Origin of the sequence: Micromonospora orduensis (assembly GCF_006228125.1) — a bacterium.
GTDB lineage: Bacteria > Actinomycetota > Actinomycetes > Mycobacteriales > Micromonosporaceae > Micromonospora > Micromonospora orduensis.
Genome location: NZ_VDFY01000231.1, coordinates 31,928 through 48,237 on the forward strand (window position 1 = coordinate 31,928; position 16,310 = coordinate 48,237).

13 protein-coding genes are annotated in these 16,310 nt (G+C 71.4%); 10 read left to right on the top strand and 3 right to left on the bottom strand.

The window, feature by feature from the left end:
* Positions 1 to 242 precede the first annotated feature (242 nt).
* Complete coding sequence (locus FHG89_RS26340; RefSeq protein ID WP_139587099.1) at positions 243 to 4,610, top strand: HAMP domain-containing protein; 4,368 nt, start codon at positions 243 to 245, stop codon at positions 4,608 to 4,610.
* A complete protein-coding gene (locus tag FHG89_RS26345) occupies positions 4,607 to 5,161 on the top strand; it encodes a response regulator (RefSeq protein ID WP_139587100.1) in 555 nt (184 codons plus the stop codon). The genes FHG89_RS26340 and FHG89_RS26345 overlap by 4 nt, the downstream gene beginning before the upstream one ends.
* Before the next feature lie 10 nt (positions 5,162 to 5,171).
* On the opposite strand, the gene FHG89_RS26350 is transcribed toward FHG89_RS26345, so the two are convergent.
* Positions 5,172 to 5,669, bottom strand: coding sequence for a GbsR/MarR family transcriptional regulator (locus FHG89_RS26350; RefSeq protein ID WP_139587101.1), 498 nt, complete (start codon positions 5,667 to 5,669; stop codon positions 5,172 to 5,174).
* Positions 5,670 to 5,760: 91 nt separating this feature from the next.
* Here FHG89_RS26350 and FHG89_RS26355 point away from each other — a divergent pair, with 91 nt between their 5' ends.
* Together FHG89_RS26355 and FHG89_RS26360 are read left to right on the top strand one after the other, a co-directional pair.
* On the top strand, positions 5,761 to 6,657 hold the full coding sequence (locus FHG89_RS26355; protein WP_139587102.1) for an ABC transporter ATP-binding protein: 897 nt from the start codon (positions 5,761 to 5,763) through the stop codon (positions 6,655 to 6,657).
* Positions 6,654 to 8,267, top strand: coding sequence for an ABC transporter permease (locus FHG89_RS26360; protein WP_139587103.1), 1,614 nt, complete (start codon positions 6,654 to 6,656; stop codon positions 8,265 to 8,267). The genes FHG89_RS26355 and FHG89_RS26360 overlap by 4 nt, the downstream gene beginning before the upstream one ends.
* A gap of 39 nt (positions 8,268 to 8,306) precedes the next feature.
* Here the strand turns inward: FHG89_RS26360 and FHG89_RS26365 are convergent, their stop codons facing one another.
* Positions 8,307 to 8,642: an STAS domain-containing protein gene (locus FHG89_RS26365; protein WP_007454492.1), complete on the bottom strand. Its 336-nt coding sequence runs from the start codon at positions 8,640 to 8,642 to the stop codon at positions 8,307 to 8,309.
* Between the two features lie 166 nt (positions 8,643 to 8,808).
* On the opposite strand from FHG89_RS26365, the gene hemL reads away from it, so the two are divergent.
* The 6 genes from hemL to ccsB are packed head-to-tail and all read left to right on the top strand — an operon-like array spanning position 8,809 to position 14,816.
* Positions 8,809 to 10,146 (top strand): glutamate-1-semialdehyde 2,1-aminomutase, encoded by a 1,338-nt coding sequence (gene hemL, locus FHG89_RS26370; RefSeq protein ID WP_139587104.1) that lies wholly within the window; start codon positions 8,809 to 8,811, stop codon positions 10,144 to 10,146.
* Between the two features lie 6 nt (positions 10,147 to 10,152).
* Positions 10,153 to 10,800 (top strand): histidine phosphatase family protein, encoded by a 648-nt coding sequence (locus FHG89_RS26375; RefSeq protein ID WP_139587105.1) that lies wholly within the window; start codon positions 10,153 to 10,155, stop codon positions 10,798 to 10,800.
* Positions 10,800 to 11,366, top strand: a complete 567-nt coding sequence (locus FHG89_RS26380; protein WP_139587106.1) for a TlpA family protein disulfide reductase — start codon at positions 10,800 to 10,802, stop codon at positions 11,364 to 11,366. Before FHG89_RS26375 ends, FHG89_RS26380 begins: the two co-directional genes overlap by 1 nt.
* A complete protein-coding gene (locus FHG89_RS26385) occupies positions 11,366 to 12,184 on the top strand; it encodes a cytochrome c biogenesis CcdA family protein (protein WP_139587107.1) in 819 nt (272 codons plus the stop codon). Before FHG89_RS26380 ends, FHG89_RS26385 begins: the two co-directional genes overlap by 1 nt.
* The gene (gene resB, locus FHG89_RS26390; RefSeq protein ID WP_139587108.1) at positions 12,184 to 13,839 is read left to right on the top strand and encodes a cytochrome c biogenesis protein ResB; all 1,656 of its coding nucleotides are present in this window, start codon (positions 12,184 to 12,186) and stop codon (positions 13,837 to 13,839) included. The genes FHG89_RS26385 and resB overlap by 1 nt, the downstream gene beginning before the upstream one ends.
* A complete protein-coding gene (gene ccsB, locus FHG89_RS26395) occupies positions 13,839 to 14,816 on the top strand; it encodes a c-type cytochrome biogenesis protein CcsB (protein WP_139587109.1) in 978 nt (325 codons plus the stop codon). Before resB ends, ccsB begins: the two co-directional genes overlap by 1 nt.
* A gap of 69 nt (positions 14,817 to 14,885) precedes the next feature.
* Here the strand turns inward: ccsB and FHG89_RS26400 are convergent, their stop codons facing one another.
* On the bottom strand, positions 14,886 to 16,247 hold the full coding sequence (locus tag FHG89_RS26400; protein ID WP_139587110.1) for a hypothetical protein: 1,362 nt from the start codon (positions 16,245 to 16,247) through the stop codon (positions 14,886 to 14,888).
* Positions 16,248 to 16,310: the final 63 nt, after the last annotated feature.

A 16,310-nucleotide genomic window follows, 5' to 3' on the forward strand; every position in this document is an offset into this window, starting at 1 on the left:
GCCGGCTGCCAAGCCGATCACCGTCGCGGCGGAGGTTCGTGGCCCCCGGGCTGTCGCGGCTGTTCCGTCACCCGGACGAGGTCTGCGACGCACCGTACCGGATCGGTTGCCCATGGGTGGATCGGCGCGGTGCTCAGGGCGGTCCGGCGGGTCGTGCACCCTGGCACCGCGGCGCGCGCGGGCACAATATGGGGTGTCGGTGTGTCCGCACGGACCGGCGCCCCCGAGTTGAGCGAGGAATGATGACCACGGCGAAGCAGTCGGTGGCGGATCCGTCCGCGTCCGACCACGAGGCGCTCCTCGGTGAGTTGACCGAGGCGCTGCGACGGATCGGCCGCGGCGACCTGAAGGTCCGGCTTCCCCGCCGTGCTGGCAAGGCCGGTGAGGTGGCTGACGCCTTCAACGAGGTGGTGTCGCTCCAGGAGCGCCAGTACCTGGACCTGCGGCGGATCAGCCGGATCGTCGGCCGGGACGGTCGGCTCACCGAGCGTCTGGACGACGAGGGGTTGGACGGGTCCTGGGCGGAGGGGCAGCGGGCGATCAACTCTCTTATCGACGACCTGGGCCGGCCGACCACGGAGATCGCCCGGGTCATCGTGGCGGTCGCGGACGGCGACCTGTCGCAGCACATGGCGCTGGAGATCGACGGCCGGCCGCTGCGCGGTGAGTACCTGCGCATCGGTCGCACGGTCAACACGATGGTCGACCAGTTGTCGTCGTTCTCCAACGAGGTGACCCGGGTCGCCCGTGAGGTGGGCACCGAGGGCAAGCTGGGCGGTCAGGCCGACGTTCGCGGTGTCGCCGGCACGTGGAAGGACCTCACCGACTCGGTCAACACCATGGCGTCGAACCTCACCTACCAGGTGCGGTCGATCTCCCAGGTGTCGACGGCGGTGGCCAAGGGCGACCTGTCCCAGAAGATCACCGTGTCGGCCAAGGGTGAGGTCGCCGAGCTGGCGCACACAATCAACTACCTCACCGACACGCTGCGGCTCTTCGCCGAGCAGGTGACCCGGGTGGCCCGCGAGGTGGGCACCGAGGGCAAGCTGGGCGGCCAGGCCGAGGTGCCGAACGTGGCCGGCACCTGGAAGGACCTGACCGACAGCGTCAACTCGATGGCGTCGAACCTGACCGCCCAGGTCCGCAACATCGCGCAGGTCTCCACGGCGGTGGCGCGCGGTGACCTGTCGCAGAAGATCACCGTTGCGGCGCAGGGCGAGATTCTGGAGCTGAAGGACACCGTCAACACGATGGTGGACCAGTTGTCGTCGTTCGCGGACGAGGTGACCCGGGTCGCGCGTGAGGTGGGCATCGAGGGCAAGCTGGGCGGTCAGGCGCAGGTGCGGGGCGTCTCCGGCACCTGGCGGGACCTCACCGAGAACGTCAACCAGCTCGCCGGCAACCTGACGAGCCAGGTCCGCAACATCTCCCAGGTCTCCACGGCGGTGGCGAAGGGCGACCTGTCGCAGAAGATCACGGTGGACGCGCAGGGCGAGATCCTGGAGCTGAAGAACACCGTCAACACGATGGTGGACCAGCTGTCGTCGTTCGCCGATGAGGTGACCCGGGTGGCCCGTGAGGTGGGCACCGAGGGCAACCTGGGCGGTCAGGCGCAGGTCAAGGGCGTCTCCGGCACCTGGCGGGACCTGACGGACAACGTGAACTCGATGGCGTCGAACCTGACCAGCCAGGTCCGCAACATCGCCTCGGTGACAACGGCGGTGGCGAAGGGCGACCTGTCGCAGAAGATCACGGTGGATGCCCGGGGCGAGATCCTGGAGTTGAAGTCGACAGTCAACACGATGGTCGACCAGTTGTCGTCGTTCGCCGATGAGGTGACCCGGGTCGCGCGTGAGGTGGGCACCGAGGGCAAGCTCGGCGGTCAGGCCCAGGTACGCGGGGTCGCCGGCACCTGGCGCGACCTGACGGACAACGTGAACTCGATGGCGTCCAACCTGACCGCCCAGGTGCGGAACATCGCCCAGGTCTCCACGGCGGTGGCGAAGGGTGACCTGTCGCAGAAGATCACGGTGGACGCCCGGGGCGAGATCCTGGAGTTGAAGTCGACTGTCAACACGATGGTGGACCAGTTGTCGTCGTTCGCGGACGAGGTGACCCGGGTGGCCCGCGAGGTGGGCACCGAGGGCAAGCTCGGGGGGCAGGCCCAGGTCAAGGGCGTCAGCGGTACGTGGCGGGACCTGACCGACAACGTGAACTCGATGGCGTCGAACCTGACCAGCCAGGTCCGCAACATCGCCTCGGTGACCACGGCCGTGGCCAAGGGCGACCTGAGCCAGAAGATCACGGTGGACGCGCAGGGCGAGATCCTGGAGTTGAAGTCGACAGTCAACACGATGGTCGACCAGTTGTCGTCGTTCGCCGACGAGGTGACCCGGGTGGCCCGCGAGGTGGGCATCGAGGGCAAGCTCGGCGGTCAGGCCCAGGTCAAGGGCGTCTCCGGCACCTGGCGGGACCTCACCGAGAACGTCAACCAGCTCGCCTCCACGCTTACCACCCAGCTGCGCGCCATCGCCCAGGTGTCCACGTCGGTGACCCGGGGCGACCTGACCCAGCGGATCGCGGTCAAGGCGCAGGGCGAGGTCGCCGAGCTGAAGGACAACATCAACCAGATGATCGTCACCCTCCGGGAGACGACAAAGAAGAACGCCGAGCAGGGCTGGCTGGACTCCAACCTGGCCCGCATCGGCGGCCTGTTGCAGGGTCAGCGGGACCTGGGCGAGGTCTGCCGCATGATCATGACGGAGGTGACCCCGCTTGTCGACGCCCAGCTCGGCGCCTTCTTCCTCGCCGACGACACCGACGGCAGCATGCGGCTGCGGCTGACCTCGTCGTACGGGTACGTGGCGCGGGGGCACGACGTCACCTTCGGCCCGGGCGAAGGGCTGGTCGGGCAGACCGCCCTGTCCCGCCGGACGATCCGGGTCAGCGCCTCGCCGAACAGCCGGCTCACCCTGCGCTCCGGCCTGGCCGAGACACCCCCGTCCGACCTGGTGGTGCTCCCCGTGCTGTTCGAGGGGGAGTTGCTCGGGGTGATCGAGTTCGCAAGCGTGGCCGCCTTCTCCGAGCTGCACCTGTCGTTCCTGGAGCGGCTGGTGCTGACCATCGGCATCGCGGTCAACACCATCCAGGCCAACAGGCGTACGGAGGAGCTGCTGGCCCAGTCGCAGCGGCTCGCCCACGAGCTCCAGGAGCAGTCGGCGGAGTTGCAGCGCACCAACGCCGAGCTGGAGGAGAAGGCCACTCTGCTGTCTGAGCAGAAGGGCAACATCGAGACGAAGAACCGGGAGATCGAGCTGGCCCGGCTCGGCCTGGAGGAGAAGGCGCAGCAGCTCACCCGGGCGTCGGCGTACAAGTCGGAGTTCCTGGCGAACATGAGCCACGAGCTGCGTACGCCGCTGAACTCGTTGCTGCTGCTGGCCCGTCTGCTGGCGGAGAACTCGGAGCAGAACCTCAGCCCGAAGCAGATCGAGTTCGCCAGGACCATCCACGGTTCCGGCTCGGACCTGCTGCGCCTCATCGACGACATCCTCGACCTGTCCAAGATCGAGGCGGGTCGGATGGACGTCGAGCCGACCGAGATCCGCTTCGCGGAGATCCGCGGCTACGTCGAGCAGGCGTTCGCGCCGCAGGCCGAGGAGAAGAACCTCGACTTCCAGGTACGCGTGAGCAAGGATCTGCCGCCCGCGCTGGTCACCGACGCGCAGCGGTTGCAGCAGATCCTGCGCAACCTGCTGTCCAACGCCGTGAAGTTCACCGACAACGGCGCGGTGACGCTGCGGATCGCCCCGGCGGCGGAGAACGCGGTCTTCGACGTGCCGGCGCTGACGAACGCCCAGCAGGTGATCGCGTTCACGGTGATCGACACCGGGATCGGGATCTCCGACGACAAGCTGTCGATCATCTTCGAGGCGTTCCAGCAGGCGGACGGCACCACCAGCCGCCGTTACGGTGGCACCGGCCTCGGTCTGTCGATCAGCCGCGACCTGGCCCGGCTGATCGGCGGCACCATCACGGTGTCGTCGGCGCCCGGTCAGGGTTCGACGTTCACGCTGTTCGTACCCCAGGTGCTGGCCCCGGACGCGGTGGTCGCGCCGTCGCCGCCGTCGCCGCAGCGCGCCGGTCTGCCGTCGTCGTTGCTGATGCCGCCGCTGGATCTGTTGCCGGATCGGCCGGAGGCGCCGGCCACCCGGCAGTTGGACGGCGCCACGGTGCTGATCGTGGACGACGACGTGCGGAATGTCTTCGCCCTGACCAGCGCATTGGAGCTGCACGGGATGACCGTGCTGTACTCGGACAACGGGGCGGACGGCGTCCGCCTGCTTGCCGAGCATCCGGAGGTGGACATCGTGCTGATGGACGCCATGATGCCGGACCAGGACGGGTACGAGACCACCCGCCAGATCCGCCGCAACCACCGGTTCGCGGATCTACCGGTCGTCTTCCTGACCGCGAAGGCGATGCCTGGTGACCGCGAGTCGGCGCTCGCGGCCGGTGGCAGCGACTACATCACCAAGCCGGTCGACCTGGACGACCTGATCGAGTTGATGTCGTCCTGGATCAGCGGCAGCCGGACTGAGGAGACCTCGTGACCCAGATGGCCAAGGCACTGCTGGTGGACGACCGGCGGGAGAACCTGATGGCTCTGGAGGCGATCCTCCAGGGCCTGCCGGTCCAGTCGGTGGCGGTGGAGAGCGGCGAGGCGGCTCTCAAGCAGTTGCTGGTGGACGACTTCGCGGTGATCCTGCTGGACGCGCAGATGCCGGACATGGACGGCTTCGAGACGGCCAGCCACATCAAGCGTCGGGAGCGGACCCGGCACGTGCCGATCATCTTCCTCACCGCCGCCGACCGGGACGCGCAGCTCGCGCTCCGGGGCTACCAGGTGGGCGCGGTGGACTACCTGACCAAGCCGTTCGACCCGTGGGTGCTGCGGGCCAAGGTGTCGGTCTTCGTCGAGTTGTGGGTGAAGACCCGGCAGTTGGCCGCGCAGTCGGACCTGGTCCGGGAGCGCGACACGCAGTGGCGGCGGCTCACCGACGCGGTCGACGAGGCGACGACGCTGCTCCGCTCGGACGACGTGGAGGTCCGCGACCGGGCCGTACGCCTGTTGGAGCAGGCCCGCTGGGGCAACACCGACTGACCGGAGCCGGTCAGGCCTCGCCGGGCCGGACGTGGCCGGTGGCGGCCCGACGGACCCGCCAGCGTTCACCGAGCGAGTCGATCTCTTCCTGGACGAAGACGAAGAAGTCGCGCATCTCGGCCACTCGTTCGCCGGCTGGCGTGTCGGGGCCGTTGAGGGCCGCCACTCCGCCCTCGGCGACGTCGATGAAGGTCTTGTAGAGCCCGGTCTTGGTGATGGTGGCCTCGTACCAGGGGTTGTCGGGCATCCGGTAGCGGTCCCGGCGGGAGCGGGGGACCGGCTCGCGGATCAGCATGCCGAACTGGGTGAGGTAGCGGACGGCACCGCTGACCGCCGCCGCGCTCACCCCGAGCCGCTCGCCGATCTCGGCGGCGGTCAGCGGATCGTCGGCGCTCATCACTGTGAACAGCACCCGGGCGGCCATCCGTGGGAAGCCGACCTCGGCGAAGGTCAACGCCATCCGCTCGACGAAGAGGTGCACCGGGTCGTGACTGTCGCCGGCTGCCATGGTGGTCCCCTTCCGCGTGTGGTGTGGCCCTCGATGGTGCCGAGGTCTCACAGTCTTCACAACTTTGTGAAACGAGTGTAGCTTCCGATACATGGAAACTCCCATTTCGGTGTCCGGCCTGGTCAAGACCTTCGGCCGGACCCGGGCGCTCGACGGTCTGAACCTGACCGTCCGCGCCGGCGAGGTGCACGGCTTCCTCGGCCCCAACGGCGCCGGCAAGTCGACAGCCATCCGGGCGCTGCTCGGCCTGCTGCGAACCGACGCCGGGACCCTCCGCCTCCTCGGTGGCGACCCGTGGCGCGACGCGGTGGCCCTGCACCGCCGGCTGGCGTACGTGCCGGGCGACGTCACGCTCTGGCCCAACCTCTCCGGCGGCGAGGTCATCGACCTGCTCGGCCGGATGCGCGGCGGTCTCGACCCGGCCCGCCGGGCCGAGCTGCTCGACACCTTCGAACTGGACCCCCGCAAGAAGGGCCGGGCCTACTCCAAGGGCAACCGGCAGAAGGTCGGCCTGGTGGCGGCCCTCGCCTCCGACGCCGAACTGCTCATCCTGGACGAGCCCACCTCCGGCCTGGACCCCCTCATGGAGGAGGTCTTCCAGCACTGGGTCCGCCGGGCGAAGGTCGACGGCCGCACGGTGCTGCTCTCCAGCCACATCCTGGCCGAGGTGGAGGCGCTCTGCGACCGGGTGACGATCATCCGCAATGGGCGGGACGTGGAGACCGGCACCCTGACCGAGCTGCGCCACCTGCGACGCACCTCGATCGAGGCCGAGCTGACCGGCCCGGTGGACGGGCTGGGCCACCTCACCGGCGTACACGACCTGCGGGTGGACGGGCACCGGGTGCGGTTCGACGTGGAGAACGCCGCGCTGGACGCCGCGCTGCGCCGGCTCACCGACATCGGCGTACGGAGCCTGGTCAGCCAGCCACCGACGTTGGAGGAGCTGTTCCTGCGGCACTACCAGGCCGAGCAGGTGCGGTCGTGACCGCGCTGACCGGCACCCGGCAGCTGGTGCGACTGATCCTGCGCCGGGACCGGGTACTGCTGCCCATCTGGATCCTGCTGCTGGCGGTGCTGCCCGCCAGCTACGCAGGCACGTACGCCGAGCTGTACCCGACCGCCGCCGAGCGGGCCGCGTACCTGGCCGGCACGGCGAGCAACCCGTCGATCGTCGCCCTGCTCGGCCCGGTGTACGGCGACAGCGTCGGCGCGCTCACCGTCCAGCGGGCCGGTCTGCTCGCCCTGATCGTCGCCCTGGTCAGCGTGCTCACCGTGGTGCGGCACACCCGTACCGAGGAGGAGGCGGGCCGCCGGGAGCTGCTCGGCGCGACGGTGCTGGGCCGGTACGCCGGGCTGACCGCCGCGCTGCTTGTCACGTACGCCGCGAATGTGCTGCTGGGTCTGCTCACCGCCGCCGGCCTGGCCGCGGCGGGCCTGCCCGGCGCCGGTTCGCTGCTCTTCGGCGCCGGGGTGGCGCTCACCGGGATCGCCTTCGCCAGCGTCGGCGGCCTGGCCGCGCAGCTCACCGAGAGCGCCGGGGGCGCGCGCGGGATCGGCCTGGGGGTGCTCGGGTTGGCGTTCGTGCTGCGGCTGGCCGGCGACGCCGGCGGTTCGGGCGGCACCGGCGGGAGCGCGGAGTGGCTGAGCTGGCTCTCACCGCTGGGTTGGGCGGCTCGGGGGCGGGCCTTCGCCGACGAGCGGTGGTGGGTGCTGCTGCTGCCGCTGCTGTTCAGCGCGGCTGTGGCGCTCGTCGCGTACCCCGTCTCGGTGCGTCGTGACCTCGGCGCCGGAGTGTTCCCGCCCCGGCTCGGCCCGGCGAGCGCGGGTCGAGGGCTGGCCGGCCCGTTCGGCCTGGCCTGGCGACTGCACCGGGGTCAGTTGCTCGGCTGGACCGTCGGCTTCGGGCTGCTCGGCCTCGTGCTGGGCGGCGCGGCTGACGCGGCGGGCGACGCTGTGCAGGGCAACCGGCAGATCGCTGAGATCCTGGCCCGCCTCGGCGGCACGTCGGCGCTCGCCGAGGCGTACCTCGGTGGGACGTTGAGCCTGACCGCGCTGGCCGCCGCCGGGTACGGCATCCAGGCCGCGCTGCGGGCGCGGGCCGAGGAGACCGTCGGGCGGGCCGAGCCGCTGCTCGCCACCGCTGTGAGCCGGACCCGCTGGCTGGGGTCGCATCTGCTCTTCGCCCTGCTCGGCCCGGCGGTGGTGCTGGCCGTGGCGGGGCTCGCCACCGGGCTGGCGTACGGCCTCAGTGTGGGTGACGTCGGCCGTGAGTTGCCCCGGATGCTCGGTGCCGGGCTGGCCCAGGTGCCGGCGGTCTGGGTGCTGTCCGGGTTGGCGGCGTTGCTGGTGGGCTGGCTGCCCCGGTTCTCCGGGGCCGCCTGGGCGGTGCTCGCGGGTTGCCTGCTGCTCGGTCAGCTGGGCGCGGTGCTGAAACTGGACCAGTGGGCGCTGGACGTCTCCCCGTTCACGCACACCCCGCAGGTCCTGGGCGGCACCTGGACGGCAACCCCGCTGGCAGCGCTGACGGTGATCGCGGCAGCCCTCTTGACCCTGGCCCTGAAAACCTTCCAGACCCGAGACATCCCCACCCTGTAACGGCCCCGCCCTCAGCCGGGACACAGGCCGGGGGCGGGGTCAGCCGGTGGGTTGGTCGTTGCGGATCATCAGGGCGCTGCGCAGGCCGGTGATGTCCAGGACGCGGATCAGGAAGTCGCCCACGTGGGTGAGCATCAGCAGGCTCTGCGCGTGGCTGGCCTTGCGGCTGAGGACGACGAGTGTGCCCAGACCCTGCGAGTCGCAGAACGTGACGCCACCGAGGTCGAGCACGATGCGCGGCGGTGGGTCGGCCAGCACCTCGTTGACGACTGTGGAGAGCTGGGCGGCCGTGAGCATGTCGATCTCACCGGCCAGGCGCAGCACTGCTTCGTCGCCCGTCCGGTGTAGCGTGATGGACAGTTCGGCACGATCCACCCGGTCAGCCTAGCGCGATCCACGCGACCCGGCCTGTCGAGGCCGCTAGCCGCGCCCGACCCTCGTGTGGACGGGCTCCGACGAGCGCCGATGGTGGGTGAGCCCGGTAACCCCGGCCCGGGGTGGCTGCTGGTTGGCCGTTCGGCGCTGACACAATGGCGGCATCGTGACCGACATCGTTTCCGCCGGATCTGGCCGTTACCCGGCCGACGCGCCGGCCTCCGAGGCCCTGTTCGACCGCGCCCGCGCCATCGTGCCGGGCGGGGTGAACTCTCCCGTGCGTGCCTTCCAGGCGGTCGGCGGCACCCCACGCTTCATGGTCCGCGGCGAGGGCGCGTGGCTGTACGACGCCGACGACCGCCGCTACGTCGACCTGGTCTGTTCGTGGGGTCCGCTGATCCTCGGGCACGCCCACCCGGAGGTGGTGGACGCCGTGCAGGCCGCCGCCGCCCGGGGCACCAGCTTCGGCACCCCCACCCCCGGCGAGGTGGAGTTGGCCGCCGAGCTCGTCGACCGGACGCCGATGGAGCAGGTACGCCTGGTCAACTCCGGCACCGAGGCGACCATGTCGGCGATCCGGCTGGCTCGCGGCTTCACCGGCCGCTCCAAGATCGTCAAGTTCGCGGGCTGCTACCACGGGCACGTGGACGCGCTGCTCGCGTCCGCCGGGTCCGGCGTGGCCACCCTCGGCCTGCCCGACTCGCCCGGCGTGACCGGCGCGGCGGCCAGCGAGACGATCGTCCTGCCGTACAACGACATCCGCGCCGTCGAGGAGGCGTTCGCCGCCGAGGGCCCGCACATCGCCGCGGTGATCACCGAGGCGGCCGCCGGCAACATGGGCGTGGTGGCCCCCCGCGACGGCTTCAACCAGCAGCTCGCCCGGATCGCCCACGCGCACGGCGCGCTGCTCGTGGTGGACGAGGTGATGACCGGGTTCCGGGTCTCCCGCGCCGGGTGGCACGGCCTCGACGCCTCCGACGCCGACCTGTGGACGTACGGCAAGGTCATGGGTGGTGGCCTGCCCGCCGCCGCGTTCGGGGGGCGCGCGGAGATCATGGCGCGTCTCGCGCCGGCCGGCCCGGTGTACCAGGCCGGCACGCTCTCCGGTAACCCGCTCGCCTGCGCCGCCGGCCTGGCCACGCTGCGGCTCGCCGACGACGCGCTCTACCGACGCCTCGACGACACGGCCGCCGTCGTGGGCAAGCTCGCGTCCGACGCGCTGGCCGCCGCCGGGGTCCCGCACCGGCTGTCGTACGCGGGCAGCATGTTCTCGATCTTCTTCACCGACGCCGACGTCGTGGACTACGACAGCGCCCGCACCCAGCAGGTGCCGGCGTTCAAGGCGTTCTTCCACGCGATGCTCGCCGCTGGCGTCTACCTGCCGCCGAGCGCGTTCGAGTCGTGGTTCGTGTCGGCGGCGCTCGACGACGCCGCTCTGGAGCACATCGCGGCAGCGCTGCCGACGGCGGCGAACGCGGCGGCGGCGGCTGGTCACGGGGGGTAGTCAACGGTGAGCAAGACGGTGGTCCACGTGCTCCGGCACGGTGAGGTGCACAATCCCAACCAGATCCTGTACGGGCGGCTGCCCGGTTTCCGCCTGTCCGAGCTGGGCGTGCAGATGGCCAAGGCCGCCGCGGAGGGCCTCGCCGAGCGGGAGATCGTGCACGTGGTGGCCAGCCCGCTGGAACGCGCCCAGCAGACCGCCGAGCCGATCGCCGCCCAGTTCGGGCTGCCGGTCGGGGTGGACGAGCGGCTGATCGAGAGCGCCAACTGGTTCGAGGGCAAGAAGGTCTCCCCGGGTGACGGGTCGTTCCGCGACCCGCGCAACTGGTGGGTGCTGCGCGACCCGGTGACGCCGTCCTGGGGTGAGGCGTACCGGGTGATCGCCGAGCGGATGTTCGCGGCCGTGCACGCCGCCCGGGTGGCCGCCGAGGGGCGCGAGGCGGTACTGGTGTCGCACCAGCTCCCGATCTGGACGCTGCGCCGTTACGTCGAGCGCAAGCGGCTCTGGCACGACCCGCGTAAGCGGCAGTGCGGGCTGGCCAGCCTCACGTCGTTCCACTTCGACGGCGCGAAGGTGGTGGGCATCGGCTACCGCGAGCCGGCCGCGCACCTGATCGCTCTCTCCGCGACAGCCCGGACGGCCAAGGGGGCCTGATGAACGCCCGGAGGTGGACCGCCGGTCTGCTCGCCGCCGTCGCGGCGGTTGCGCTGGCCGGCTGCACGTCGAAGGGGCAGGAGAAGGCCTGCACGACCACCACCGACGGCATCATCGAGTGCGCCCCGGACCAGCGCTCCGCCCCTCCGAAGCTCGCCGGTGAGCTGCTCACCGGCGGCACCTACGACGTCAACCAGGCCCGTGGACAGGTCGTGGTGGTCAACTTCTGGGGCTCCTGGTGCGCGCCGTGCCGGGCCGAGGCCGACGACCTGGAGGCCACCTACCAGGCCACGAAGGCCTCCGGGGTGATGTTCCTCGGCATCAACGTCCAGGACCAGCGGGACAAGGCCAAGGCGTTCGAGGAGGGCCGGGTCACCTATCCGAGCCTCTTCGACCCGTCCAGCCGGTTGGCGCTCGACCTGGACATCCCACCGAACACGGTCCCGGCGACGGTGGTGCTCGACCGGGAGGGTCGGACCGCCGCCGTGATCCGGGCAGCGGTCAAGCAGGAGGGCCTGCAACCGATCGTCGAGCGGATCGCCGCCGAGAAGCCGGCCCCGAACTGATGGGCGAGACGTTCCGGGAGTTGGCCCTGAGCGGGCCGCTGCTGCTCGCCATCGGCGCGGCGGCGCTCGCCGGCCTGGTCAGCTTCCTGTCCCCGTGCGTGCTCCCGCTGGTCCCCGGCTACCTGTCGTACGTCACGGGTCTGGCCGGCGCGGACCTCGATGGCCGCCGACCTCCGGCGGATCCGGCGCCCGGCGGCGCCGGCGGCGTCGCGGTCCGGGAGCGGACCGCGGCGGCGGCCGTCAAGGGCCGGGTGCTCGCGGGCACGTTGCTCTTCATCGCCGGGTTCACCGTCGTCTTCGTCGCCACCGCGATCCTGTTCGCCGGCATCGGCCGGGTCTTCTTCGAGTACGAGCGGCAGCTGGAGATCGTCGTCGGCGCGCTGATCATCGTGCTCGGGCTGGGCTACCTCGGGATGATCCCCGCCCTGCAACGGGAGTTCCGGATCTCCCGGCTGCCGTCGGCCGGGCTGCTCGGCGCGCCGGTCTTCGGCGCGGTCTTCGCGCTGAGCTGGGTGCCCTGCACCGGCCCGACGCTCGGCGCGGTGATGGGAATGGCGGCCACCAGCGGCCAGAGCGACCGTGCCGTGGTGCTCGCCGTGGCGTACTGCCTCGGGCTGGGGCTACCGTTCGTCGTGTTCGGGCTGGGCTTCCAGCGCCTGCTCGGCGTCTTCCGCGCCATCCGGCGCAACAGCCGCTGGGTCACCCGGGTCGGCGGCGCCCTGCTCATCCTGATCGGCTTGGCGCTGGTCACCGGCGGATGGCAGAGCTTCGTGATCTGGTTGCAGACCACCGTCGGGGTGGGCGAGGTGAGCATCTGATGACGGTCGTCGACGACCGGCCGGAGGCCGAGGCCCCGGCGCCCCGGCGCCGGCCCAACCGGTTGCTGGCCCTGCTGCGCAACTCGTGGCGGCAGCTCACCAGCATGCGTACGGCGCTGATCCTGCTCTTCCTGCTCGCGGTCGCCGCCATCCCCGGCTCGGTGCTGCCGCAGCGCGGGATCAGCCCGGAAAAGGTCAACGAGTACTTCGTCGACCATCCGGACTGGGCGCCCCGACTGGACCGGATCGGCGCGTTCGAGGTCTTCGGCTCGGTCTGGTTCTCCGCCATCTACCTGCTGCTGTTCACCTCGCTGATCGGCTGCATCACGCCCCGGCTGCGCGATCACGTCCGGGCGCTGCGGTCCCGGCCGCCGGTCGCGCCGAAGCGGCTGGCGCGGCTGCCGCAGCACACCGTGCTGCCCGCCCCGGCCGGCGGCGCGACGGCCGTCGCCGAGGTGCTGCGCAAGCGGCGCTGGCGCGTCGAGGTCCGCGGCGACGAGGTCTCCGCCGAGAAGGGCTACCTCAAGGAGACAGGCAACCTGCTGTTCCACACCTCGCTCATCGCGGTGCTGATCGGCGTGGCGCTCGGCTCCTGGTACGGCTGGAGCGGCAACCGCCTGCTGGTGGCGGGCGCGGACAACGCGTTCTGCAACACCCGTCAGCAGTACGCCGAGGCGAAGCTCGGCCCCCGGGTGGACAGCGCCGACCTGCCCCGCTTCTGCCTGCGGCTGGACGACTTCCAGGCCCGGTTCCTGGACAGCGGTCAGCCCGAGTTCTTCAACGCCACGGTGACCGTGGACGGCCCCGACGAGCCGACCCGTCGGGCGGACTTCTCGGTGAACTCGCCGCTGCGCCTGAACGACGCGAGCGTCTACCTGCTCGGCCACGGGTACGCCCCGGTGATCCGCTACACCGACCGGTTCGGTCGCAGCCAGACCAGCACCACGCCCTTCCTGACCACCGGCGACATGGGCCTCACCAGCGAGGGCCTGGCCGCCTTCCCGGACGCGAACGTCGATCCGAAGACCGGCCAGCGCGCACCGGACCAGCAGATGGCGTTCACCGGCATCTACCTGCCGACCGCGCCGCAGCAGGCACCCTTCGTCCGCTCCGAGTACCCGACCGAGCGCAACCCGACGCTGAACCTGGTCGCCTACCGGGGCAACCTCGGCCTGGACGCCGGCATCCCCGGCTCGGTCTACCAACTCGACCAGCGGCAGGTACGCGCCGGCAAGGTCAAGGAGGTCGGCACCAGGCTGCTCCGCAAGGGGGAGAGCTGGACGCTCGACGACGGCACCACTGTCGAGTTTGTGGGCACCGAGCGGTACGTCACGCTCTCCGTCCGGCACGATCCCGGCTCGACGCCGCTGCTGGTGAGCTGCGGCGCCCTGCTGGTCGGGTTGATGGGCTCGCTGTTCGGTAAGCGCCGCCGGGTCTTCTTCCGGGTGGTGCCCGCCGACCCGGCGGATGGATCTCCGACGGGCGGTAGTAGCTTGATGGAGGCCGGTGGGTTGCCGCGCACCGACTATCCAGGGTTCGCCGACGAGTTCGCCCAGCTCGTCACCGCCGTGAACGGTGCCGACGGGACTGCCGAGCGGGCCGACACCGACGCTGACTCCAGCGACCGGGCCGGTGTGCGAGAAGGGACCGAGTGATGTCCGCGCTCTCCGACAATCTGGTGACCTTCGCGATCCTGACGTACCTGATCGCGATGATCAGTCACGCCGTCGAGTACGCGCTGGGCAACGCGCGTACCCGGGTCGCCGTGGCGTCGCCCGCCCGCGAGCTGGTGGGGGCGGGGGTCGGCGGTGGCGGTGGCGTCATCCCGGCGCCGCCCGCGCCGGTCCCGCCGACGGTCGACGGCGCGGCGCGTCGGGCCCGGATCGCCGGCCTGGTCGCGGTGGGGGCCACCGCGGTGGCCGCCGTGCTGCACCTCGCGGCGCTTGTCACGCGGGGTCTGGCCGCCGACCGGATGCCCTGGGGCAACATGTACGAGTTCGTGCTCACGGTGACGTTCATCGGGGTCGCGGCCTGGCTGGTGGTGCTCTGGAAGCGGCCGTCGCTGCGCAAGCTCGGGCTGTTCCTCACCCTGGTGATGGTGCTGCTGGTGGCCACCGCCGAGCTGGTGCTGTACGTGCCGATCGTGCCGCTGGTGCCGGCCCTGAACTCGTACTGGTTCGTCATCCACGTGTCGACGATCGTCTTCGCGTCGGGCATCTTCCTGCTCGGCGTGGTGCCGGCGGTCGGCTTCCTGATGCGCGGCGGGTACGAGCAGGGCAAGCGGAGCTTCCCGTACACCCTCGCGAAGCGGCTGCCCGGCGCGGCCGGCCTGGAGCGGCTGACCTTCACGCTGCACGCCTTCGCGTTCCCGATCTTCACGTTCGCGGTGATCGCCGGCGCGATCTGGGCCGAGGCGGCCTGGGGTCGGCCGTGGGGCTGGGACCCGAAGGAGACCTGGGCGTTCATCTCCTGGGTCGTGTACGCCGGTTACCTGCACGCACGGGCCACGCCCAGCGTCAAGCGCAACGTGGCCACCTGGATCGCGGTGCTCGGCTTCCTCACCATGCTGATGAACCTGTTCGGCGTGAACATCTTCTTCACCGGCCTGCACTCGTACGGCGGGCTGGACTGACCCTTCGACGGCGCGCGGGCCGGCCACGGATACGTCCGTGACCGGCCCGCGCCGTTCTGCCGGGCTCGGTCAGCTCACCGTGACCGGGGCGACGTCGTTGCCCGGGTTGTCGTCCACCCGCGGGTACCGCTCGGCTGGCTGGATCTCGCCGGGGGTGCCCGGCAGGCTGTCGATCCGCAGGTCGAACGCGGCCGTGTAGCTGGTGCCGGCGGGGAAGACCGGCCCCGGCCCGTTGCAGTACCAGGTCGCCGGGGCGTCGCCGCCCTCATCCTCGCTGCCGGCCGGCCAGCAGCCCGACGGGCTGCTCAGCACGGTGACCCCGGCGGGCAGGGTGAAGAGCAGAGCGCCGACGCCGCCTCCGGAGTTGGTGGCGTCCGGCACGCCGGGACCCTCGTTGCGCAGGCCCACCGTGACCCGCACGGTGTCACCGACCGCTCCGGCCACGGTCGCGCCCTGGGCGGCGATGTCGAACGCCCCCTGCACCTCGCGCAGGTAGGTCTGGCCGCCGGCGCCGCTCGCCTCGACCGGGATCACGCCGAGCGGTGCCCCGACCGCCCGCAGGCGCAGCGCCTGGTCCGCGTCACGGCTCTTGAGCTTCACACCGCTCGGGAGCGGACCGGCGCTGGCCAGCGGCTCCACGAACTGGGTGATCCGCTTGCTGCCGAGGGTGGCCGGGCCGACCGTGGTGGCGAGCCCGCCCCGCAGTTCGTGCCGCTGGCCGGGCGCGAAGGTGCCCCGCACGGTGCAGACGGCCACCGTGGCGAGCACCTGGTCGGTGCCGTAACGGCAGTTGCGGTAGCTGATTGGCACGAGGCCGACCGGGAAGCGCATGGTGAGCCGCAGGTCGACGGCCGGCTGGTCGCCGGCGTTGACCACGGCCACCGGTACGGCAAGCGTGTCGCCCACCTCGACGCCTGTCACGTACGTGTCGACCATGTCGAGCAGGTCGGGCCCGGACCGCACGGTGACCGTCGCCTGCTGGGCGTACGCCTCGGTCTGTTCGCCGAGCGCCGTGTAGTCGAGCGTGCCGGTCGCGCCGTCGACCGCGCCCGGCGCGGCCCGGAACACCACAGGCACGGTGCCGGTGAGCGTGCCGAAGTCGTCGACGGCGTCGGCCGGCATCGGGCAGGTCACCGAGGTGGCCTCGGTGACGCACCAGTCGGGGAAGCTGGCGGTGGCCACGCCGGCCAGGCCGGCCAGGTCGATGCTCACCCGGGGCTGGGTGGCCCCGGTGCTGGTCAGGGTGAGCGGCACCGTCCGGGCGGGAGCAGCGGGGCCGCCGACCGTCAGGTCCCCCAGCCAGCCGCTGACCCAGCCGGGGTCGTCGACCGCGACGGCTGGCGCTGCCGTCGCACCGACCCCCGCGGCGGTCACGACCAGCGCGGTGAGCCCGCGCAGGAGCCGGCCACGCGTAACGTGCACAGATCTCATCGATCTCCTTGGGAAGGGATGAGCCGATCGGGAGAAGCCGGGACCGCATCACCCGACCCGACC

Excerpts from the sequence above, each read along its gene's own strand:
- FHG89_RS26355 (WP_139587102.1), top strand. The coding sequence starts at position 5,761 with ATGGAAACTCCCATTTCGGTGTCCGGCCTGGTCAAGACCTTCGGCCGG.
- ccsB (WP_139587109.1), top strand. The coding sequence starts at position 13,839 with ATGTCCGCGCTCTCCGACAATCTGGTGACCTTCGCGATCCTGACGTAC.
- FHG89_RS26350 (WP_139587101.1), bottom strand. The coding sequence starts at position 5,669 with ATGGCAGCCGGCGACAGTCACGACCCGGTGCACCTCTTCGTCGAGCGG.
- resB (WP_139587108.1), top strand. The coding sequence starts at position 12,184 with ATGACGGTCGTCGACGACCGGCCGGAGGCCGAGGCCCCGGCGCCCCGG.
- FHG89_RS26380 (WP_139587106.1), top strand. The coding sequence starts at position 10,800 with ATGAACGCCCGGAGGTGGACCGCCGGTCTGCTCGCCGCCGTCGCGGCG.
- FHG89_RS26340 (WP_139587099.1), top strand. The coding sequence starts at position 243 with ATGACCACGGCGAAGCAGTCGGTGGCGGATCCGTCCGCGTCCGACCAC.
- FHG89_RS26400 (WP_139587110.1), bottom strand. The coding sequence starts at position 16,247 with ATGAGATCTGTGCACGTTACGCGTGGCCGGCTCCTGCGCGGGCTCACC.
- FHG89_RS26385 (WP_139587107.1), top strand. The coding sequence starts at position 11,366 with ATGGGCGAGACGTTCCGGGAGTTGGCCCTGAGCGGGCCGCTGCTGCTC.